This is a genomic window from Methylobacterium sp. PvP105, from assembly GCF_017876975.1.
In the GTDB taxonomy this organism is placed as follows: Bacteria; Pseudomonadota; Alphaproteobacteria; order Rhizobiales; family Beijerinckiaceae; genus Methylobacterium; species Methylobacterium radiotolerans.
In genome coordinates, this window is the sequence record NZ_JAGIPA010000003.1 from 1 (window position 1) to 19506 (window position 19506).

A 19506-nucleotide genomic window follows, 5' to 3' on the forward strand; every position below is an offset into this window, starting at 1 on the left:
AGGATCCGCGCGCGCTCCTCCGGCCCCGCGAAGGCGGCGAGCACGCTCACGCTCTTCGGCGCGGCGAACTGGAGATCGTAGCCGACGCTGCGCCGACCGTTGGCTGGAGCCCGCACCAGCGGCCCCAGGCTCTCCGGGTCGCGCCCGGCCGCGAGGTCGCGCAGCACCCGCCCGTCGACCTCGGCACCATCCGGGCACAGGCGGAACGGATCGCCGGACCGGACCGGACCAGCCTCGGACGCGGGGCCACGCGTCCACCACACGCCGTTGGCCTCGCCCGCGCCGTTGTCGGTGTAGTACGCGACCTGGTCGCGACCCTCGGTGTGACCCCGGTGCAGTGTCGCCAGTGCCCGGTCGAATGCTTCCGCGTAGGCCGCCTCGTACACCGCACTGCCCTCCACCGCGACCGCTGCCGCCACCTTTCGGGCGTACGCCGCGGCCGTGTCGTCGCGCGGGGTGTCGGGCGTGCTCAGACCGGCCTCGCGCCGGATCTGGCGCGCCATCGACTCGTAGTACTCGACGCTGGTGATCCGTGTGCAGGTCATCATCGCTCAGGCCTCGCCTTAGCCTTCAGCCGGACCGGCCTCGTTGCTTGCCTGAGCCTCCGCCCGGTACAAATCGACGATGAAGTCCGAGATCACCTGGATCTGATCGCGCATCTCGGCAGCACTCACCCGAGCCTCGCGGGCGCTGGCGGCCGCGGCCTCTGCGAGTTCGGCCACGCGCGCCACCATCTCGGACGGGCCGAGCGCGGCGGTCAGCGCCTCCTCGACGAACAGGTACGGCGCGATCCCGCGCGCCCGGGCCGCCGCCTCCACCGCTGCCCAGAGAGCCTCATCCAGGGCGACGCGGACGGGACGGCGGGCCATGATGGGGCTCCGAACAGCGGGGCTATGAGATTTGGCAATAGCTTAGCCGCAAGCCGGGCCTCCGCCCAGCACCATCGGTGCGTGATGTGTCACGATTTCGGTCTCCAGGACTACGGTTATCCACAGCCCGTCCGCAGCTATCGTGCCCACAAGCTCGGCCGTGGTATCATGCTGATCGACCGGGACGGTGCGTTCGAGCGCTTTGCTGATCCGGTAGGCATAGCGGGTGCACCCGACCGAACGGACTGCGAGGAGCGCGAGAGGAGTGATGGAGATGGGTGAGGCCGTCGAACCCGATCCTTTCAGCGAGCTGCGCGCCTTCCTGCGCGAGGAGATCAAGCTCGCCCCGAGCCGCAAGCCGTCCGCCTATGAGGCGGTCAAGGCCGTGCTCCCGGAGATCAAGGAGCTCAAAGCCAAGTGCAAGACCGACGCCGAGATCCGTGAGCTCCTCGCCCGCATGGAGGTCAAGCTCAGCATCGCCACGCTGCGTCAGTACATCCAGACCGCCACGCGCGAGCTCGCCGGCCACAAGCCCGTGCGACGGCGCGGCAAGGTCCAGGCGAAGTCACCCGCTAAGGCCCCACGGGTGCCGGCAGAACACCGGCCCGGTCAGCAGCTACGCTCAAACACCGCGCGCGATCAGGGATCAACGCAGGGGCGCGCGCCCGCCTCACCTGCCCTCGGGCACAGGATGAGCAACAAGGACCTCTAGGCCGCGGAGCAGGCCTGGGCACCGGATCGGAAGGGCAGCATGGCAAGGGCACAACAGGCGCGCAAGGAGACCGCCCCGCAGCGGAAGCGACTCGTCCTGGTCACTTCTGAGAAGGGCGGCGTCGGCAAGAGCGTGACCGCCCGCACCTTCGTGGAGTACCTGCGCGAGGGCGGCACACGCGTGGCGGCCTACGACGCCGACGGCAGCGTGGGCGGCCTCGTCCGGGTTCTCGGGACCCGGGACGGGGCGGGCGAAGTCCTGGACGAGCAGGATCCGGCCATCGGCGTGGGCTACTACAACATCCGCGACGCTGCCGAGAGCCACACCCTGCTCAACTGCCTTGGGACGCAGGAGCCTCTGATCGTCCACGATCTCGCCGGCGGCAGCTTGGCCGACCTGACGCGCATCACGGATATGGGTGAGGGGCTCGACGACCTGCTGGTTGCCGTCGACGAGAATGGCTACCGTCTTACCGTCTTGCACCTGATCTCTTCGGAGGTCGCCGCGACCCACTCGGTCGCCCGCTGGATCGAGCTGGTCGGAGACCGGGTCGATCATGTCGCGGTCCGCAACACCCGCTGGGGCAAGGCCGAGTCCGATTTCCCCTTCTGGCACGGCTACACCGACGGCGACGGTCAGGAGCGGGGCGGCAAGGTCCGCAACCGCCTGCTGCAGGAACTCGGCGGCCTTGAGATCAGCCTTCCCGCCCTGCCGGCCGGCACGTTCGCCAAGGTCGATGCCGACGATCTACCGTTCTCGACAGCGGCCTCCGCGTCGCGCCTGACCATCGTCGAGCGCTCGCACGTCGCGCGATACCGGCGCGAGTCCGCGGCCGCCTTCGAGCCCCTGCGCCCCCTCCTCGGCCTCTGAGGCGAGGTCCAGCCCGCCGACCCCGCCCCGCGATGCATCCCGACGCCAAGCTCAATTTCGACAAGGCCGCCGAGGTCTTCGGGCTCGACCCGGCGCTCCGCGACCTCACATGGCGCCGGATGACGGATCTTGGGGTCAATCCCGATGATCCCCTCTGGGTCTATCTCGCGGTCACAGGGCTGCTGGAGAAGGCGGCCCGGACCATCCCGGAGGCGGTCGATGCGGTCCCCGCGCGAGTCGAGCAGGCGGCCAGGCGCGCTGTCGGCCCGGTCGCGCAGGCCGCTAGCGCCCGGGTCGAGGCAGCTCACGCCATGCTCGCGCAGACCACCGGCGCGGCGGTTGCGGCGAGCGCGAGCGAGCATTTCAGGAAGATGGAGCGCACCCGCGCCCACGAGGTCGGCCTTTGGGCGGCCGGAATCGTCCTGGCCAGCGGCATCGTATGCGGCGGTGTCGGTTACAGGATCGGACGGGCTGAGACCACGAGCGTAACCGCACAGTGGTCGGCCCTGTCCACGCGCGCGGACGGGTCCGAGTGGCTTAAGCTGATCGCCGCCAACGCGGACATGCGCGAGCAGATGGTCAAGTCCTGCGGGCCACATCAACACAAGACGGATCCGATACAGAAGCGACAGTACTGCGAGTTCCCGCTCTGGGTCGAGGGCACCGTCGCGCCCGTCGGCGGCTTCTGGGATGCACTGTCCTTCAGCGTACGCAGCTGGCTCTTGGATTGGGGGGCGGGCTGGCTGGTCGTTGCGGCTGGGTTGACGGTCCTCGTCGCCCGCCGCGTGCTGCGGGCCGTCATCGGGTGGCAGCCCGCAGCCTGGCTGCTGAAGTGAGCGCAGGCCCATGCTGGAATGCGGGCCGCCGGAGGCACGGCATCGGACCATTCAGGCCGGCTGCGTACCTGAGGTAACCGCAGGATAAATCCCAAACCGCACGCTAAAGGCTGACGCCTCTGTAGGCGGCAAGCGCGAAGCGGACCTCTGTCAAGTCTCAGAGGGGATCTATGGCGGCCCGAGCGAAGTAGGCCAAGGCCGGCATCATCTTGTACGAGCGACCGCCCTACGGTCTCCGCGATAGGCGGCCTGCGCGTCAGCCTCCGTCCAAGGTAAATTCAGTCAAAAACAACCGGACATATCAGCCGATTGTTCTTCAGTAGCATATTTATTATTCTAGCGCCTCATCGCATTTTCTATGACTTCGAAATCATCTTGCTCAACATGGTATTCAGTGCCGTCTCGCATTTTCACAGTATGGAAATTTTGAAGCACATTCCGAACTTCTCTTCCAAAGGTATTCTTGCCGACAAATCTATATGCTTCGATCGTATCTATATTTTCTGTGATTATACGTTCGATTTTTGTGTTTTGCTCGGATGGAATTCCCATGCCGGTTGCCATCCAGTCTCCGTTGAAGTCTTGTTCAACGTAGGAATAAGTCTTGACTTGAACCATAGGCAATTTGTTGTCCTCCAAGTTTGATCGCTAATCCCTCTTCGCCGACGCTGCTGCCTTCTACCTGCTCTAAGCGGAGGATCAACAGCGCTGCCTTGATCCCGCGGTCGGAAGAAGCATGGTCGGCTTGGCCGACCTCCCCTACGCCGAGATCATTGTGAGGGTCACCTTCGATGAGGCCGGCCAGTCCTCCCGTACGTAGATATGTCCCAAGTTCGGCCGGCTGGGGTCAAGGCCCGACAGCAAGGTCTAGATACCAGGCGTGTACCGGTGCGATTGCTGGAGCAGGCCGCTCGCACCATCCCGGCAGCGCTCGACGCCGTGCCTGAGCGAGTGGAACGGGCCGCGAACCGGGCGGTCAGCCCAGCACCGAGCTGCCCGTGCAGCTCGGTGCTCTCGGTTGCCAGGGGCAGGAGCGGCGAGTTTTCGTGCATCGGTCCGCTCCAGAATTGGGCTCGGCGCGTCTAGCCGTGCCGGGGTATCGACGCGCGCTGAACAGCGTGGACTGAACACTCCGTGATCTGCAGATCGTCCGGCCGCGAGCAGGTGAGCCGAAGCCACCCGCGTTCGTCAGACCGTCCGGGCGCAGACCCTTAGCGCATGGCTCTGGCTGTCCCACCACCCGCGCGGATTACCGTAAACGGTATGCGACCAACTGGAGTCGGTTGAACGGGAAAGCCGGCCCCAAATTGGCGGCCAGTCAGAGATTCGTGGGAACACCGGCCCCAGATTTCCCGGTTTTTCGACGCGAACCGCTGCAGGAAGCGCGATTTCGCGTCGGGCGCGGGCCGATCGACAGCCTGGCTGCGGGTACGCACAGGCACGGGAAAGCCCGCCCCAGATTGCAGCTGGCGACAGCGGGGGCCGAGTTCATCCGATGGACCGGCACTCCTCATCCGAAAGATTCGCAGTCGCGAAGCGACTGCCTCATCACACCACCGTGCTCAGCGCGGTAACAAAGCCTCTCAGGAGGGCTGTGAGCGGCTTTTCGAGGCTCTGCCGTCCGCTGTCGGTTCTGCCGCCCGAACCCTTCCTGAGGCCACGCAGGTGGATTTTTGCCATCCGCACACTCGCAGAGCTTATCTTTGGTCGCCGTTGGGCGACCACCATTCGGAATTGAGCCGCTGAAGGCGGCTTCTTTATTGGGTGGGGGAGCGGGTTTTCGCGCAGCGAAAAGGGGCGGGGTTTGTGCCTGCACCAATAGGTCCGGAGATACACAGGCTGTCCACGGGCTTGTTCAGGGTATGGTTTCTGCCCTGCTTTTCCCCAGATCTGTGTCTCTTTAGGTCTCTTTAAGATATCTATATAAAAGTCTTTATGAAAATTCCTGTTATAACGTAGGGGTTTACACCATAAATTTGGGGCCGGTTTTCCGGTAAATTGGGGCCGCACTTCCAGAATTTGGGGCCGCGCTTCCGGAAATTTGGGGCTGCACTTCCGGTGCCCCCTCGTGTTATCCACAGCACTAAGGCTCCGCTTGAGAGCCTCTGCCAACAGCGGATTTCTGCGGAAATTTGGGGCCGCGGTTCCCGCATGCCGTATTGCCGCTCTACACCCCCTAAAACGCTCTCTGACGGCGCATTCTGCGGCAGATTTAGCCGTGAACTTGGGGCCGGCTTTCCGCTGCGAAGCCAGCCGACACAAGCACTTAGCCCAAAGCATCCCTGCCCCGGCACAGCGTGCGGCACTGGCCTTTGGGCCAATTCTGGGGCCAGCTTTCCCGTGCACTTGCAATGATTGCAGGGACTTAGCGGCGGAGTCCACGAGGGGAGACGCCATCGACCTGCGCGAGGCCAGCCGGAATTTGAGGCTGCACTTCCGGGGTGAAGCCTGCAATTCCAGAGTGTTAGGCGGTCAGCTGCTCGGCAGCCTGCCCGGCCGCCTTGGCCAGGTCCATCTCCAGCTGGGTTGGCGCGGCGTGGGTGTAGTGATAGCGGCGTGACTTCTTCCAGCCCGAACCGGTGATCTCCTCGCGCCATTCCTTCAGGCCGCCGGCAGCAACCATGTCGTTGAAGGCCTGCCGGCAGTCCTTGCGGAACTGGGCCCGGGTCGCGCTGGTCTCCTTGTCCGACCAGAGATCCCGGCCGGCGAGCTGGGCGAGGCGCTCCTCACCGATCCAAGCAAAGGCCGGCTGGCTGTCGATGAACGGCCAGAACGTCTTGGCGTGGTCGCCCTTGAGGCGGAACTGCACGTCGGCGTTGATGCTGACCAGGTGGGCCTTCTCGATCATCTGCAGCACACTCGGGCCGTAGCGGACCGTGACGCTGCTATCGAGCCGGGCCCCTTCCCAGCTGACCTCGGTGATCAGCGGCGCAGCGCTGCCGCGGCTGTCCGGCAGGGCCCCGATCGAGCGGGATTTTTTGATCTTGTCGAGCTCGTCGAGGGAGCGGCCCTCATGGATTAGCACGCTGACCTGCTGGATCTCCTGGAACACGTGCACGAGGCTCAGGAGGTTGTTCACGTGCTCGGTGCGGCCCATTACGCGGATCAGCTCGCGCCAGCTCGTGCGCGTCTCGTAATAGGTCCGCATGGGCGGGATGAACGTGCCCGGCCGGTAGTCCGGGTTGGGCATGGAGACCTTTTCGCGCTTGAGGCGGAACAGGGCGTAGATCGCGTCGCGGTGCTGGCTGCCCAGCTCGCGCCCCCTTACCTCCACGACCGAGTAGCCCGGCACCTCGTAGACGCGGGTGAAATTGCTGTCGGTGATCAGGTTGACCTTGCGCGGCACGAAGGCCGAGGTCCGGGCCAGGCGGTCCGGCATCACGGCCGGGTTGCGCCGGCCGCGCCGGTTCTTGAGCGTCCGCTCGCGGCGCGCGAGGCGCTGCTGTTCTTCAGGCGTGAGTGGGCGTCCGGTGGTCATGGCTGCGACTCAAGCTAAGGCATGACGGGAACAGTGGCACCAAAATTTGGGAACAGCAGCCCCAAATTTTTGCTCACTGTGGCAGCAGCCCGTATGCGGTCGGTCGCCAATCTAGACGGTTTACGGTTTACGGCTTACCGCAAGCCGTAAACCGCCCCTTACTTGTCGGAAAACTCCGCCAGCGACGGCTGGCCGTATTTGGCCAGGACCATGTCGAGGCCTTCGCGCAGATAGCTGTTCAGGTCGCGATTGTGCTCGATGCACATCAGGCGCAGGCGCTTGCTGGCGGCGGGCGGCACGTAGACCGTGAGCTTGGCTTCCTGCGGCTTGCCCGGACGGGCGGCTGACGCAGACGGGTGCTGCACGACCTCGGCGATGTCGTGGGCAGCGGGTTGGCTGTGGCCGCTGAGGGCGACCTCAAGCGACGCGGGTTTCTTGGCCATGCTGTTTTCCTTCCATGCGGTTGAGCGCCCACTGCAGCAGCTCGCGTACTTCGGCGGCGGCCTTGCTGGTGGTGTCGCGTTCTGTGACCCCCTGCCCTGTCGCCAGCGCGTCCATGTGGTCGGCGCGCATGGCGAGCGGCGTGTTCGCCACCGCCCCGGACAGCTGCAGGACGCGGAACGCGTCGCTGGTGCGGATCGAGCGGCCCGGCGGGCACTGGTTGAGGACGTAGGAGAACGGTTTGCCGAGGCGGGTGATGCTGCGCACGGTCGGCGCGGCAGCCTCGATGTCGGCGATGCTCGGCCGGGCCGGGATCAGGCAGAGGTTGGCGACCTGGATCGCGGCAGTGGCTGCCGGGGTGTCGACGCCGGGCGTGTCGATGATCACGAGCTGGACGCCCTGCTTCTTCAGGATACCCATGGCGGCCTCAAGCTGGCCGGCCTGCAGGGCGTTGACCTCCGGCCCGCCGGTGCCTTCACGGCGCTCGTACCAGTTCTTGGCGGTGCCTTGCGGATCGAGGTCGATGATCGAGGTCTTGATCCCCCGCTCCTCAGCCGCGACGGCCAGGGAGACGGCCAGGCTACTTTTTCCGGTGCCGCCCTTCTGGGTGACAAATGCGATGACGTTCATGGCGGCATCCTTTCGGGGGCGAGCCTAAACGGCAAGCGGTTAACAGCAAACTGCACGCGGTAAGCGGCAAGCGGTGTGCCCTATGCGGCACACGGCAAGCGGTATGCAGTTTACGGCAAATCTTGCAGCGAGGCCAGTTCACCGCAGGGTCGATGATCTAGGGAGGACGCTCACAACGCGACGATCGCCGCCGAGTACCGCAAACGGCATACGGTAAGGCTGTCAAAACAGGAGCTTGATGGCTTCGTCCGCAACAATGAAGGCCGTGGGGTTGACCATCGCGGCTGCGGCATACCGCATGCGGTAAGCGGCAGCTCTATTCGTACTCGATCCCGGCCTGGGTCACGAAGTTGTTCCAGAGCCGTTCAGCGGCCTGCTCCGGCGTGACCTTCTCGTCGCGGGAACGGCCCAGTCCGTCGATCATCGCGTTCAGGAACAGGTTGTAGTCGTCTGCTTCGACGCTCATCCACCCGTTCGACGTGCCGTCGTCGGCATGCGGCTGATAGACGAAGGAGAGGTCGCCCACATGCATGCGGCCGCCGCGGGCGTGGCGGACCGTGATGTGCGCCTCGCCGTTGCGCATCAGGGCGCGGTTGACCACCGTGCAGGTGAACGCGTTCGGGCCCATCAACTCGAACCGCGCACGGATCTGGTCGCTGGCCTCGTGCAGCTCGGCGCAGGCGTTTTGGAAGTAGGTCTGGATCGTCCTGAAGGCGGCCTCAGCATACTCGGCCTTCTGGATCGCATCGAACTGCTGCTTGACCCGCACGCGACGAGCCGTGCCGGTCGCCGTCGCGCCAGTACCCTCAGCCGCCACGTCCGGTCCGGGGGAGGGGGTAGCGGCCAGCGCCCGGCGGATCCCCTCCACGGCATTGAGATAGGCGGTGTTCTCGTTGGTCCACTCGGACACCGGCTTGCCATCCTTGGGCAGGACGAGGATCTGGCTGAACGGTGAATTGAGCCAGTCGCACGGCTCGAGGATCACAGCCACGATGCGCAGGCGTCCCTCCGCCTGCAGCTGCAGCGCCCGCTGGAATTCCTTTTCGTAGCAGTAGTTAGAGTTCAGGTAATCGGGGCTTACCAACGCGATGAACAGGCTGCTCTGGTCGAGCGCTGCGCTGATCGTCTGGCCGACGTTGTCACCGGGGATGATCGCGTGATCCGACCAGGCCTGCAGGCGGCCGTCCCGGCGGAGCATGGCCAAGTGCTTGTGCAGGCGCTCCAAGTGCTTTTCGTCGGCGTGGGCGTAGGAGATAAAGGCGTTGTTCGGCATCGGGAACAGCGCCTCCGGGCGTGATCGGGTTGCGCTGCTCTCCCTCTAACGGCCTTGGCAGCTCAGCAGACCAATGGTCTGGCTAGGCGTTCGTTCCATCTTTGTTCAACGTCACCGTTTGCGGTGAACGGCTTACCGTAAACCGTGTACGGCATGCGGCAACGCGAGCGTTTTGGCAGAAACCTGCCGTTCCGGCAGGCAGCGGCAGGGACTCCCTAAGCCGCTCCGGTGTACCGAGGAGCCAGCAGCCTGTCAGAACAGGCTTAACTGGTAACATATACGGTACTATATTGAATGGAGATCAGGTAGTTTCTGGACGCCCGCGGAGGGAGCCCGTTCGCCAGCTGGTTCGATGATCTGGACGCCCAAGCGGCGGCCAAGGTCACGGTGGCGCTGACGCGAATGGAGCGCGGCAATCTCGCGAACGCCAAGGCGGTCGGGGGAGGGGCCAGGAGTTCCGGATCGACTGGGGTCCTGGCTACAGGCTGTATTTCGGCCGGGATGGGGACACGCTGATCATCCTACTGTGTGGCGGCACCAAGCGCCGACAGCAGGACGATATCGCCGAGGCGCAGGCGCACTGGGCGGAGTACAAACGACGCAAGAAAGAGGAGGGGTGATGGCCCTGACCCGCAGCTTCAAGGACACCGTGAAGGCGCGTGCTGAGCGCGACCCGGCGTTCCGTGACGCCCTGCTCACCGAGGCAGTCGACCAGTTCCTGGCGGGTGACCTCGATACCGGTAAGGCGGTGCTCCGCGACTACATCAACGCGACGATCGGCTTTGAGCGCCTGGCCGCAGAAACCGGCAGCTCGTCCAAGAGCCTGATGCGCATGCTTAGCCCAACGGGCAATCCCACGGCCAGCAACCTGTTCAGCGTCCTGAGCACGGTTCAAAAGGCGGCGGGTGTGCACCTGGCTGTGGCTGTCGGCCATTAAAGGACAATCAAGCAGACCAACGTTGGGAAGGGATGTTCGCATAAGGGCGGGATACTGTTGGCGAAGTGAGCGTGGCCGGCCTGTGGAGCGTTGAGAAGGTTTCCAGTCCGGAGGCCGCCCATGTCGCTCCGTTCGCAACCTCTGCCGCCTGTCCCTGAAGACACCGCTCGGATCGCGCAGACCGCTTTCCGGCGCGGCAACCCCTACATGCTCCTGCGCGACCGGCTCGGCGCCCTGTTCGCCGATGCCGACTTCGCCGACCTCTATTCGACGCTCGGTCAGCCAGCCTACGCGCCCTGGCGCCTCGCGCTCGTCACGCTGATGCAGTTCCGGGAAGGACTGAGCGACCGGCGCGCCGCCGAGGCGGTGCGAAGGCGGATTGACTGGAAGTACCTGCTCGCCCTCGATCTGGCGGATGCCGGCTTCGACTTTTCGGTCCTGTGCGAGTTCCGGGCCCGCCTGCTCGAACACGAGGCGGGCGAGCGCCTGCTCACTCGTCTCCTGGACGCCGAGAAGGCCCATTCGCGCCAGCCAGGGATCCACACGGCACTCGGTTCCGAAACGTTGGCGTAAGCCGTCCGCCGGACGCGCCGGGCAAGCGGCGCGTGTCGCGGTATGGTCGATGAAAGCGGTCAGCGATCTGCAGGGATAACCAGGATCGCAGCAGCGGGGTCGATGCCCCGCTGCATTTTGTTCGGAATGCGCCGGGATTTACTCGGCTGCTGCGCGTGCACGCCGAGCAGTCCGGCCTGCGGTGTAGCCGGAGGTGTAGGTCGCGCGGCCGGCGTTGAGCTCTGCATAGCCCTGATCGGACGGCGCAGCGGCGTCCGAGCTCAGGTTGCCGAACAGGCCACCGGGACGTGAGGTCGGCACTTCGATATGGGCGCCCCAGACGTTGAGCACGCGGGTGTCCTGAGCGAAGGCGGGCGAGGTCGAAGCGGCAAGGCTCAGAGCCAGCAGGCTTGCAGCGGCAGCGAGGCGGGGGGTCATAGTCTTGTCCTTTGGTGTTCTTTGCCGATTGGGCTGTATGCGTCGCCTGAAAGCGGCGGCGTGCAGCAACGCTAGCAAATGCGTTTCGGTTATACCAAGGCTACAAGATGCGGCTGGTTATGCGTGTATTGCATGAGATGCGACTATGTCGCCTTGGGCGTTGAGCATCGAACGGGAGCAGGAATGCCTTGGGATACGAAGCAAATGGTCAGGCGCTACGGGAGAGCGAACCTTACAACCGCAGAAACTCGCCTTCACGAAACGCGAACCGTTCGTCGCGTTTTGGTTCGAACCGCTGCTCCGCGTTCCCGTCGCGTTGAGCTGTCATGAGATCAGATGAGCCCAAGCATGAAGCCGAGCCGGTCCTTCAGCCAACAGGAACTGCGCGCCGGCCTGCGGGGAGGAGCCCGGTCCAAGATCGCAGCGCCGTGACGGTCGGTAAAATCAACGCCGCCGCAGCTCGTCTGCTTGGGCGTCGCATCCCACCCTCTCGGCTTACAACCGCGCAGATTGCACGAGAAGCCGGCGTGTCGGTGGGGGCCCTCTACCGCTTCTTTCCCGACAAGGAGACGCTGGTCCTCGCACTGGCCGCGGAGCGCTTCGAGGCATTCGAGGCGACGCTTCAGCGGGAGGTCGAACCCGGGCTCCTGACAGCAAACGGGCCAGCCTTGATCGCCCGCCTCGTGAATGCTGCCGCCTCCCTGTTCGCTGCCCATCCGGAGCTTCGCACCATCGTCTACGATGGACAGGAATTCGATTGCGGCGACCTGCCTATGCAGGGGCGGCCCGGTCTCGGCGCAGCCGCACTGATCCGGCGCCATATGGTTGAGGGGCTCGGTTACAAGCTGACGCCCGACCTCGAACTCCGGCTGCGCGTCGCGGCAGAAGCCGGAGATCGGTTGATCGGCTTTGCCCTCGAGCAGCAGGACCCGCAGCAGCGCGAGGCGATCCTGGACGAAGCGAAGCGCCTGCTGTCCGGCTACCTGTTCGGATAGCGATGTGCATCGCGCAGCGACCTGGACCATCGCCTGCGGCCAAGCTGTTCAATGTCTTCCAGAGCAGGTCAGTCGGAGCGTTCGCGAAGGATCACCGGAGGCGACGGTCTGGAGTTGACCCGTTTTGGTGGAGCGGTGGAACGTGAACCGCTCCGGGATTTCCGGAGGCTCCAACTCTTGAGAGGATGGAGCCATGACGAAGCGCAGCACACCCTTTTCACCTGAGGTCCGCGAACGCGCGGTCCGGATGGTGTTCGACCACCAGGGCGAGCACGGCTCGCAATCCGGTTCGATCTGGTCGTTGACGAAGACGGGCGCCGGTTCAGCTGTGAATTGCGGCACCGCTCAGGGTCGAGCGCGAACGTGCAGTTCCGGCAGGCTGACCAGCACAAACTGACATCTGTAGCGTGATTGCCAGCAGCCATCCTTCAATTGCTGCATTGCCGCACCAAGCTCTCTAGCGTCCTCCCAAGGGACACCCACCGGCTCGGTCCAAGGTGACCCCCCTTCCCCGCGGGCTGGGTCGGTGGGGCTCGTGCATTAACAGCACAGCGGGGTGGAACTCTGCGGCGCCCGGCGACTTATCGCAGTGCAGCAATGCGATAGCGTCAGCGCCGCTGCGCTGCAGCCCTTCCGAGGACGTTTCCTCCCGTGACTTCGGGCCGCTGCTTGAGGGCGGCCTCTTTTGTTCCGAGCCCTATCAGAGTTTGGAGTGAGCCCCTGGGGGTGGACAGTTCGGGCAGGACTAATTGACCGGATCACTGGGTCTTCGGAGGATGAAGACCGTGGACCGACATCGTTCCCACAGCATCGCATTCAAGCGCCAGGTCGTACAGGAGTACCCGTCGGGCGAGACGCTGCTCGGCTTGGCCAAGCGCCATGACCCCTCGCGCAACCTCCTGCGCGTCTGGGTGCAGAAATACGAGGCTGGCGCGCTCGACGACGATGCAGCCGCCGCCGACACGATCCAGGCCTATGAGGCACGGATCGCCACGCTCGAACGGCTTGTCGGCCGACAGGCGCTTGAGCTTGAGTTTTTAAAAGGGGCACGACACTGTTGGCGAAGTGAGCGTGGCCGGCCTGTGGAGCGTTGAGAAGGTTTCCAGTCCGGAGGCCGCCCATGTCGCTCCGTTCGCAACCTCTGCCGCCTGTCCCTGAAGACACCACTCGGATCGCGCAGGCCGCTTTCCGGCGCGGCAACCCCTACATGCTCCTGCGCGACCAGCTCGGCGCCCTGTTCGCCGATGCCGATTTCGCCGATCTCTACCCGAAGCTCGGTCAGCCAGCCTACGCGCCCTGGCGCCTCGCGCTCGTCACGCTGATGCAATTCCGGGAAGGACTGAGCGACCGGCGCGCCGCCGACGCGGTGCGAGGCCGGATTGACTGGAAGTACCTGCTCGCCCTCGATCTGGCGGATGCCGGCTTCGACTTTTCGGTCCTGTGCGAGTTCCGGGCCCGCCTTCTCGAACACGAGGCGGGCGAGCGCCTGCTCACCCGTCTCCTGGACGTGGCCCGTGCCGGTGGGCTGCTGAAGGCCCGCGGTCGGCAGCGCACGGACAGCACGCACGTCCTGGCCGCCATCCGCACGCTGAACCGGCTCGAACTGCTTGCCGAGACGCTGAGGGCGGCCTTGAATGCCGTGGCCAGCGCGGCGCCGGCCTGGCTTGGGTCTATCGTTCCGGCGGACTGGCACGAGCGTTACGACCGAAGGGTCGAGGATGCCGACCTTCCCGGACCGGGGCCCAAACGCGATGCCCTCATCGCTCAGGTCGGCGCGGACGGCTTCCACCTGCTCGATGCACTGGACAAACCTGACGCGCCTCAGTCCGCACGGGATCCGGCTGCGGTTGCAGTGCTGCACCGGGTGTGGGGGCGGCACTTCGTGCGGGGCGGTTCAGGCCCGCAGGGAAATCCGACCTCCAAGGTTCGATTGCTCCCCCTTCAGAACCGCGGCCCAGGCGATCGCATCCAGTCGCCCTACGATGCCGAGGCTCGCTACCGCACCAAGCGTAACACGGGCTGGATCGGCTACATGGTCCACCTGACCGAGACCTGCGACGCGGGCGCGCCGCACCTGATCGTCCATGCCGATACGACCGCGGCGACCGTGCACGAGATCATGCGGGTCGAGGCGATCCACGCCGCGCTGGCGGCCAAGGGCCTGATCCCCTCCGAGCATTTGGCGGATGCCGCCTACATCAGCGCAGCTCAGCTCGCCGCTGCTCGTGAACGCCACGGCATCGACTTGATCGGTCCACCCCGGCCGCAATCGACGTGGCAGTACAAGACCGCGGGCGGCTTCACCAACGCCGACTTCGACGTGGATTGGGACGATCACGTCGTGCGCTGCCCCGCGGGTCACCGCAGTACGGCCTGGCACGAGTTCACCCGCCGCTATTACGGCGAGGCACGCGGGCGGCGCATCCGGGTCTGCTTCGACGCCGCTCTCTGTGCCCCCTGCTCATCCCGGGCGCGCTGCACATCGGCCCGCGCGCAAGGGCGGCAGCTGACGCTGCACCCGCGCGCCGAGCACGAGGCACTCGCGGCGGTCCGGGTCCGGCAAGCCGGCGAGACGGAGCATCTCTACGCTCAGCGACGCGGCGTCGAAGGCACGATCGCCCAGGCCGTAGGCGCGTTCGGACTGCGCCGCTGCCGCTACCGCGGCTTGGCCAGGGCCGGCCTGCAGAGCCTCGCCACCGCCGCCGCCCTCAACCTCGATCGGCTCGCCGCATGGTTCGCTCGGCGCCCCCTCGCGACAACCCGCACCTCCCGCTTTGCTACCCTCGCCGCGTAGCCACTCACTTCGCCAACAGTGTCGGGCGGCTTACGGAACGGCAGGACGACGAGCACCGCTCGCGAGACAGTCGGGATGATTCCCTGCAATCGGCTGATCATCGCGACAGGTTCGTATTTGCACGGTTCGTTGTGACAGCTCAGACCGAGGAATTTCGATTTGTATTGAATGAATCCTTTTCAGCCCATCTTCTGACCGATTTGATTACGACATACCCAGATCGGACCAATTGTGTCAGTCGTGTTTGGCAGCATTGCGCCATCCAGCTTTGGCTAGCCAGTTCAGCGCCGAGAAGCTCGGCATGAATAGGTACTCGCCACCTTTCATGACGTTGAAGGTTTGCACGCCGTCGACGCGCTTGCGTGCCGGCGTCTGCGGGATCGTGAAGCGTTGCTCACCCTCGTGCAACCCCACGACCGGATCTCGCTCCTCCCCGAGGTCGATGAAGTTGCCGCGGTTGATCCACTCCTGCTGCATGAACTCGATCGTATCGTAAGCGCGTGCGCTGACGAAGATGAAGAAGATGCCCCGCTCGCCCCTGGCATCGTCCGCCGGTACCACGTCATCGGAGTAGACAGGCCCGAAGGTGCTGGAGCGGCGGATGATGCGGTGGATGTTGACGTCGGTGAGCAGCGTCAACTCGGCGTCGCGTGGGTTGAGCCGGCGCATATGGCAGCCGAGCGGGACGAGACGCCCTTTCGGGTCGTCCGCGTAGGCGAAGTTGTTGTTGCGGCGCGGATCAGCGCCGAGTTCGGGATCGTCAGTGTTGGGCGCGAGGGTAAGGGGCGCGCCTGAGCGCCAGCGCCCGAACATCTTGGCGGCGAGGCGCTCACGTGCTTCCGCCGTCTCGCCGTTGGCCTTGAGGAAGGCGTTGAAGCAGCCGACGCGGCTCTGGTATTTGCGCAGCACCACGAAGGTGCCGTTCCGCCCCAAGACGGCTGGCTCAGGCATCGCGAGTGGCACGCCGGTCTCGCTGGGGTAGCCTAGGATGAACTCGCCAGCCTTGATCGGCCGTGCCTCGCCGGGCAATGGGGCGACGCCGCTGCCCTCGATTGCTGGCTGCGAGATTGAGTCTCGGAAGCCGAATGGGTTTTTCGCTCCCTCGGGCGCGCCGAAGCGGTGCTCTCCGAGCAGCGTCACCCCCGCAGCACGGTCGAGCTCCGCACGGGCGCTCGCGAGCGCCCTGTCGAGGGCGGCATCGTCGACTGCATAGATGGTCAGCGCGAGATGGCACCGGCCGGGCGTGAACACCGCGTCCCAGTTCTCTGGCGCGTTGGGCCCCTGATCGCGCAGCTGCGGCGCGCGTGCGGCCATGCCCTGCTGGAAGGGCAGTGGGAAGGTCTTGAGCTGGTCCTCGGGCAGGCCGAGGGCCTGAAGCCCTTCGTAGCTGAGGGCTACACCGATCCAGTGATCGAGCTCATCGGTCCAGGTATCGGCCGATGCGATATGAGGGGTAAGGCGCCCGAGCAGGTCGCGTGCACCCTCCGCTTCGTCGAAGTGGAGCATGGCGTGGATGCCGACGTACGGCTCGGGCCGGCTGCGCAGGATCAGCGCCTGGATGTCGTCGAGCTCCAGCGAGACGGTGTCTCTGCGGAAGCGCGATGCGAGTCGTTCTATGATCGACATGCCTCAACCCACCTTGTCCAGGAATTCGTTGAAGGCGCGCTCTAGGCGCTGGAGCCGGCGCACGTCGACGACCGTGACCTGTGGGTTGGCCACGAACCAGCCGGCCGCGGTGATCTGATGGGCGGCGATGAAGTCCTTGACCTTCGGGCTCTTGATCCCCGGCCAGCCCTCAACCGACTGGAACAGCAGGTCCATCAGGTCCGGGATCTTGGTGGCAAAGTCGTTGATGTACGTGTCCCAGTCGCCGTCGTAGGTGGTAGCGAACAGGATGCGCGTGTCATCGTCGAAGAAGGCGAAGCGCATGTCGTGGAGTGTGCCGACCTTCTGCGCACCATCGAAGTTGCCGTTGACCAGGCCGAAGATGCGCCGCAGCCGTTCGGCGCCTCCAGGCTTCAGCCTGGCGATCGCCGTCAGCTCCGAGACGTTGCCGGACTGCGCACCGACCCGCCCGGCCGAGCCCGCGGAGCCCTTCAGGTCGGGATTGTGCTTAGTCATCATCTGTTCGAGCGCAAGCTTGGCGAGCTGCGGCGCGTCGCCCGCGACCTCCTCGATCCGGCGGCGGATCGCCTGGAGACGGGTCTCGTCGATCTGCGGGGCGTCGTGGCTGTTGGTCATCGGTGGCTCCTGTCGCGTCTGGGGTTCGAGATCCCTTCAGTCAGGTATCTGCTCGATCAACGTCGGCTCGACGCGTGGCTGTGCGTTCAGCATGTGTCGACGTGCGCTCGACCGTTCGTAGGCGGCGATGCGCACGCGCATGATCGAGCCGAGTGGCCGGTGCTCCTGGATGCCGTGCCAGGGATTGAACGAGAGCACGTCGTCGCCGTAGACACGCCGGGTCGGAGAGTAAGCACCCTGCGGGGGGAACCGCAGGGTGGCAATCGGCTGATGCGGGGAGAGATTTTCCGGCCAGAGCACCGACGCATCCTCGACTGGCATCGCCGCGAGATCGGTGCAGAGCTGGGCACGGAGCTGATACTCGGCCCCTTCCGTCCGGAAGTGCTCGACCACGAGATCGCGCATAGTCCCATCGTCGACCGGGCCGACTTCCTTGCCCGCCAGCGCCCTCACGTTCGCGGACAACGGCGCGGCGCTGATCTTAGCGACGTGGTCGCCGAAGCGGAGCGCCGCCATGGAGTGGTAGGTCTCGCCGAGCAGGTGGGCGTTGTCCCGGGCCAACCCGCGCAGGGTCGCGCCGGGCGTGAGACCGATTGCTTCGGCCGCCGACTCGATCCCGCGCGCTGCGCCGGCGAGCGCCCGCTGCAGGAAGGCGGGATTTCGGGCGTTCTTCTCCAGGAGACCGACGAGCTGCCTGTAGGCCTGGATGGTACCGAAGCTGAGTACGGGGATGTTGACCAGCAGGAAGTCCTGGTTGCCTCCCGCATCCTCAGGCAGAAGGCGTTCGCCCTTGACCCCGAGCACCTTGATCGCCATGCCGCGCGGACTCGGGATTGTATCGGAGTGGATGTCGCCGGGCGCGGAGGACAGGCGCACGACGACGGGATAGACGGCGGGTCGTGCGAAGATCCCCTGCTGCAGGTATGCCGGCAGCCCGTCAGATATGACGAGCTCGCCCGTGAGGATGCCGTGGCTCTTCGCGTGGGCGTCGCGAACCGCGTGACGATGCCGTTCAAACGCCACATGGTTCGAGCGCGCCATGACGTCGAGGATTTCGGCCGTCAGGGCCGCCTCATACGGTTGTTGAACCTCGACATCCGACGTGTAGCGGAGATAGGGCCTTCCGGCTTCGCGGTGAGAACTCCCGTCGAGCGTACTCATGCCGCGAGCTCCGCCGATGCGCCCGGTGCGACGGCGTCAATAGCCAAAAGCAACTGCCGTGGACCGCGCAGCGAGGCGCCGGGGCGGTATGGTGGTGGGTCGGCGAGAAGCCGCGGCGCCCGCAGCCGCTGGGCCAGTGCCACGAGTGCGACCTCCGCCTCGATCCGCGCGAGCGGCGCTCCCACGCAGTAGTGCAGGCTGCCGCCAAACCCGAAGTGCTGGTTGTTCGCACGGTCGGGATTGAAGCGGTCCGGATCGGCGAAGCGCAGCGGGTCGCGGCTGCCGGAGGCGAGCAGGAGCACCACCGGCGCCCCTTCCGGGATCGTGGTTCCCCCGATCGCGATGTCAGCGCACGCCAGCCGCGTGCGATAGTGGACGGGCGGCTCGTAGCGCAGCAACTCCTCGATCAGCCGCGGCGCGACCTCCGGCTCCCGGCGTAGGCGTTCCAGGTGCTCAGGGAAGCGGAGCAGCGTCAGGACGCCATTAGTGATTAGGTTCACGGTCGTCTCGTGACCCGCTACCAGGAGCAGGACGGCCGTGGCCACGAGGTCATGGTCGTTCATCCACTCGCCGTCGTGCTCGGCCGCGAGCCCGGAGAGCAGGTCGTCCTGCGGTGCCCGACGCTTGTCCTTGATCAATCCTCGCAGGTAGTCGGTGATCGCAGTAAACGCTTCCTCGGTCCTGCCGGCGTTCTCGCGGTCCGTACGCCGGTCCGGTTCGAGGGCAGTCGCGAGCTGCGTCGCCCATCCCTGGAACCGGGGCTCGTCCTCGCGCGGAACGCCGAGCAGCTCGCAGATCACAGTAACCGGAAGGGGGTAGGAGAAGTCGTCGACCAGATCGAGGTCGGTCCGGTCTTGCAGCCCGTCGAGGAGGGTGTGGGTGAGCTGCTCCGACTTGCGGCGCATTGATCGCACGCGGGTGGGTGCGAATTCGCGCATGACCTGCCGGCGCAGGAGGTCGTGGTCCGGCGGATCGCGGAAAATGAAGGGACGATGGCGCGCGGTGATCCGGCTGCGGACTGGGCGCACGAACAGATCGCTCAGTGGATGCCCGGTCCAGCGGAACAGAGGCGGATCGGGCAGATCCTCCGAGCTAATGCGCGGATCGTGCAGGAGGCGGTAGAGTTCCGCGTGAGTGCTCACGACGTAACTGCCGTCGTCCTGGCGGCTCACGGGCGTCCGGCGCATCTCGGCGTAGAGCGGGTACGGGTCGGCGCGGTTGGCCGGATCGAGGATCTGCTGGAACAGCGTGCCGTTCACGGTGAGCTCCTGTCGGACGG

The 19506-nt window shown here is 65.5% G+C and carries 20 protein-coding genes and 2 pseudogenes; 10 read left to right on the forward strand and 12 right to left on the reverse strand.

Annotation, left to right across the window (positions count from 1 at the left end):
• Together J3A75_RS32355 and J3A75_RS32360 are read right to left on the reverse strand one after the other, a co-directional pair.
• On the reverse strand, window positions 1–548 hold a 548-nt coding region (locus J3A75_RS32355; RefSeq protein WP_209650982.1), incomplete at its 3' end, for a relaxase domain-containing protein.
• A gap of 15 nt (window positions 549–563) precedes the next feature.
• Entirely contained in the window at window positions 564–869 is a 306-nt protein-coding gene (locus J3A75_RS32360) for a hypothetical protein (RefSeq protein ID WP_209650983.1), read from the reverse strand.
• Window positions 870–1143: 274 nt separating this feature from the next.
• On the opposite strand from J3A75_RS32360, the gene J3A75_RS32365 reads away from it, so the two are divergent.
• From J3A75_RS32365 to J3A75_RS32375, 3 genes are read left to right on the forward strand one after another with little or no spacing between them, the layout of a single operon-like run.
• Complete coding sequence (locus tag J3A75_RS32365; RefSeq protein ID WP_209650984.1) at window positions 1144–1581, forward strand: hypothetical protein; 438 nt, start codon at window positions 1144–1146, stop codon at window positions 1579–1581.
• Window positions 1582–1620: 39 nt separating this feature from the next.
• Window positions 1621–2451, forward strand: coding sequence for a hypothetical protein (locus tag J3A75_RS32370; protein ID WP_209650985.1), 831 nt, complete (start codon window positions 1621–1623; stop codon window positions 2449–2451).
• 32 nt (window positions 2452–2483) lie between these two features.
• On the forward strand, window positions 2484–3287 hold the full coding sequence (locus J3A75_RS32375; protein ID WP_209650986.1) for a hypothetical protein: 804 nt from the start codon (window positions 2484–2486) through the stop codon (window positions 3285–3287).
• A 336-nt stretch (window positions 3288–3623) separates the two neighbouring features.
• Here the strand turns inward: J3A75_RS32375 and J3A75_RS32380 are convergent, their stop codons facing one another.
• The 5 genes from J3A75_RS32380 to J3A75_RS32400 form a co-directional block, all read right to left on the reverse strand.
• Window positions 3624–3905, reverse strand: a complete 282-nt coding sequence (locus J3A75_RS32380) for a hypothetical protein (RefSeq protein ID WP_209650987.1) — start codon at window positions 3903–3905, stop codon at window positions 3624–3626.
• 1846 nt (window positions 3906–5751) lie between these two features.
• The gene (locus J3A75_RS32385; RefSeq protein WP_209650988.1) at window positions 5752–6765 is read right to left on the reverse strand and encodes a hypothetical protein; all 1014 of its coding nucleotides are present in this window, start codon (window positions 6763–6765) and stop codon (window positions 5752–5754) included.
• A gap of 158 nt (window positions 6766–6923) precedes the next feature.
• Window positions 6924–7208 (reverse strand): ribbon-helix-helix domain-containing protein, encoded by a 285-nt coding sequence (locus J3A75_RS32390; protein ID WP_209650989.1) that lies wholly within the window; start codon window positions 7206–7208, stop codon window positions 6924–6926.
• Window positions 7183–7836, reverse strand: a complete 654-nt coding sequence (locus tag J3A75_RS32395) for a ParA family protein (RefSeq protein WP_209650990.1) — start codon at window positions 7834–7836, stop codon at window positions 7183–7185. Before J3A75_RS32395 ends, J3A75_RS32390 begins: the two co-directional genes overlap by 26 nt.
• Before the next feature lie 316 nt (window positions 7837–8152).
• Window positions 8153–9109 (reverse strand): toll/interleukin-1 receptor domain-containing protein, encoded by a 957-nt coding sequence (locus J3A75_RS32400; protein WP_209650991.1) that lies wholly within the window; start codon window positions 9107–9109, stop codon window positions 8153–8155.
• Between the two features lie 312 nt (window positions 9110–9421).
• Between J3A75_RS32400 and J3A75_RS37305 the strand changes: the two are divergent.
• From J3A75_RS37305 to J3A75_RS32410, 3 genes and pseudogenes are all read left to right on the forward strand, one after another.
• Window positions 9422–9729, forward strand: a pseudogene (locus tag J3A75_RS37305) (type II toxin-antitoxin system RelE/ParE family toxin).
• Window positions 9729–10046, forward strand: a complete 318-nt coding sequence (locus J3A75_RS32405) for a DNA-binding protein (protein WP_209650992.1) — start codon at window positions 9729–9731, stop codon at window positions 10044–10046. Before J3A75_RS37305 ends, J3A75_RS32405 begins: the two are co-directional and overlap by 1 nt.
• 120 nt (window positions 10047–10166) lie before the next feature.
• Window positions 10167–10565: pseudogene (locus tag J3A75_RS32410) on the forward strand (transposase); the annotation flags it as partial.
• Window positions 10566–10757: 192 nt separating this feature from the next.
• Here the strand turns inward: J3A75_RS32410 and J3A75_RS32415 are convergent.
• Complete coding sequence (locus tag J3A75_RS32415; protein ID WP_209650993.1) at window positions 10758–11036, reverse strand: hypothetical protein; 279 nt, start codon at window positions 11034–11036, stop codon at window positions 10758–10760.
• Window positions 11037–11464: 428 nt separating this feature from the next.
• On the opposite strand from J3A75_RS32415, the gene J3A75_RS32420 reads away from it, so the two are divergent.
• The 4 genes from J3A75_RS32420 (at window position 11465) to J3A75_RS32435 (ending at window position 14825) form a co-directional block, all read left to right on the forward strand.
• Window positions 11465–12031 carry a TetR/AcrR family transcriptional regulator gene (locus tag J3A75_RS32420; RefSeq protein WP_163006161.1) on the forward strand — a complete coding sequence of 189 codons (567 nt, stop codon included), beginning with the start codon at window positions 11465–11467 and terminating at the stop codon, window positions 12029–12031.
• 193 nt (window positions 12032–12224) lie between these two features.
• Window positions 12225–12428, forward strand: coding sequence for a hypothetical protein (locus J3A75_RS32425; protein WP_209650994.1), 204 nt, complete (start codon window positions 12225–12227; stop codon window positions 12426–12428).
• Window positions 12429–12816: 388 nt separating this feature from the next.
• Window positions 12817–13125 (forward strand): transposase, encoded by a 309-nt coding sequence (locus J3A75_RS32430; RefSeq protein ID WP_209651017.1) that lies wholly within the window; start codon window positions 12817–12819, stop codon window positions 13123–13125.
• A gap of 26 nt (window positions 13126–13151) precedes the next feature.
• Window positions 13152–14825, forward strand: a complete 1674-nt coding sequence (locus tag J3A75_RS32435) for an IS1182 family transposase (RefSeq protein ID WP_209650995.1) — start codon at window positions 13152–13154, stop codon at window positions 14823–14825.
• Window positions 14826–15059: 234 nt separating this feature from the next.
• Here J3A75_RS32435 and J3A75_RS32440 read toward each other — a convergent pair whose 3' ends face one another.
• From J3A75_RS32440 to J3A75_RS32455, 4 genes are read right to left on the reverse strand one after another with little or no spacing between them, the layout of a single operon-like run.
• Complete coding sequence (locus tag J3A75_RS32440) at window positions 15060–16451, reverse strand: peroxidase (RefSeq protein ID WP_209650996.1); 1392 nt, start codon at window positions 16449–16451, stop codon at window positions 15060–15062.
• A gap of 3 nt (window positions 16452–16454) precedes the next feature.
• The gene (locus J3A75_RS32445; protein WP_209650997.1) at window positions 16455–17066 is read right to left on the reverse strand and encodes a hypothetical protein; all 612 of its coding nucleotides are present in this window, start codon (window positions 17064–17066) and stop codon (window positions 16455–16457) included.
• Between the two features lie 36 nt (window positions 17067–17102).
• Window positions 17103–18227 carry a catalase family protein gene (locus J3A75_RS32450; RefSeq protein WP_209650998.1) on the reverse strand — a complete coding sequence of 375 codons (1125 nt, stop codon included), beginning with the start codon at window positions 18225–18227 and terminating at the stop codon, window positions 17103–17105.
• Entirely contained in the window at window positions 18224–19486 is a 1263-nt protein-coding gene (locus tag J3A75_RS32455) for a cytochrome P450 (RefSeq protein WP_209650999.1), read from the reverse strand. The genes J3A75_RS32450 and J3A75_RS32455 overlap by 4 nt, the downstream gene beginning before the upstream one ends.
• Window positions 19487–19506 lie beyond the last annotated feature (20 nt).

Coding starts and splice junctions, on each gene's coding strand:
- J3A75_RS32360 (WP_209650983.1), bottom strand. CDS start 869: ATGGCCCGCCGTCCCGTCCGCGTCGCCCTGGATGAGGCTCTCTGGGCA.
- J3A75_RS32415 (WP_209650993.1), bottom strand. CDS start 11,036: ATGACCCCCCGCCTCGCTGCCGCTGCAAGCCTGCTGGCTCTGAGCCTT.
- J3A75_RS32405 (WP_209650992.1), top strand. CDS start 9,729: ATGGCCCTGACCCGCAGCTTCAAGGACACCGTGAAGGCGCGTGCTGAG.
- J3A75_RS32440 (WP_209650996.1), bottom strand. CDS start 16,451: ATGTCGATCATAGAACGACTCGCATCGCGCTTCCGCAGAGACACCGTC.
- J3A75_RS32380 (WP_209650987.1), bottom strand. CDS start 3,905: ATGGTTCAAGTCAAGACTTATTCCTACGTTGAACAAGACTTCAACGGA.
- J3A75_RS32450 (WP_209650998.1), bottom strand. CDS start 18,227: ATGAGTACGCTCGACGGGAGTTCTCACCGCGAAGCCGGAAGGCCCTAT.
- J3A75_RS32435 (WP_209650995.1), top strand. CDS start 13,152: ATGTCGCTCCGTTCGCAACCTCTGCCGCCTGTCCCTGAAGACACCACT.
- J3A75_RS32365 (WP_209650984.1), top strand. CDS start 1,144: ATGGGTGAGGCCGTCGAACCCGATCCTTTCAGCGAGCTGCGCGCCTTC.
- J3A75_RS32385 (WP_209650988.1), bottom strand. CDS start 6,765: ATGACCACCGGACGCCCACTCACGCCTGAAGAACAGCAGCGCCTCGCG.
- J3A75_RS32400 (WP_209650991.1), bottom strand. CDS start 9,109: ATGCCGAACAACGCCTTTATCTCCTACGCCCACGCCGACGAAAAGCAC.
- J3A75_RS32395 (WP_209650990.1), bottom strand. CDS start 7,836: ATGAACGTCATCGCATTTGTCACCCAGAAGGGCGGCACCGGAAAAAGT.
- J3A75_RS32445 (WP_209650997.1), bottom strand. CDS start 17,066: ATGACCAACAGCCACGACGCCCCGCAGATCGACGAGACCCGTCTCCAG.
- J3A75_RS32390 (WP_209650989.1), bottom strand. CDS start 7,208: ATGGCCAAGAAACCCGCGTCGCTTGAGGTCGCCCTCAGCGGCCACAGC.
- J3A75_RS32425 (WP_209650994.1), top strand. CDS start 12,225: ATGACGAAGCGCAGCACACCCTTTTCACCTGAGGTCCGCGAACGCGCG.
- J3A75_RS32370 (WP_209650985.1), top strand. CDS start 1,621: ATGGCAAGGGCACAACAGGCGCGCAAGGAGACCGCCCCGCAGCGGAAG.
- J3A75_RS32375 (WP_209650986.1), top strand. CDS start 2,484: ATGCATCCCGACGCCAAGCTCAATTTCGACAAGGCCGCCGAGGTCTTC.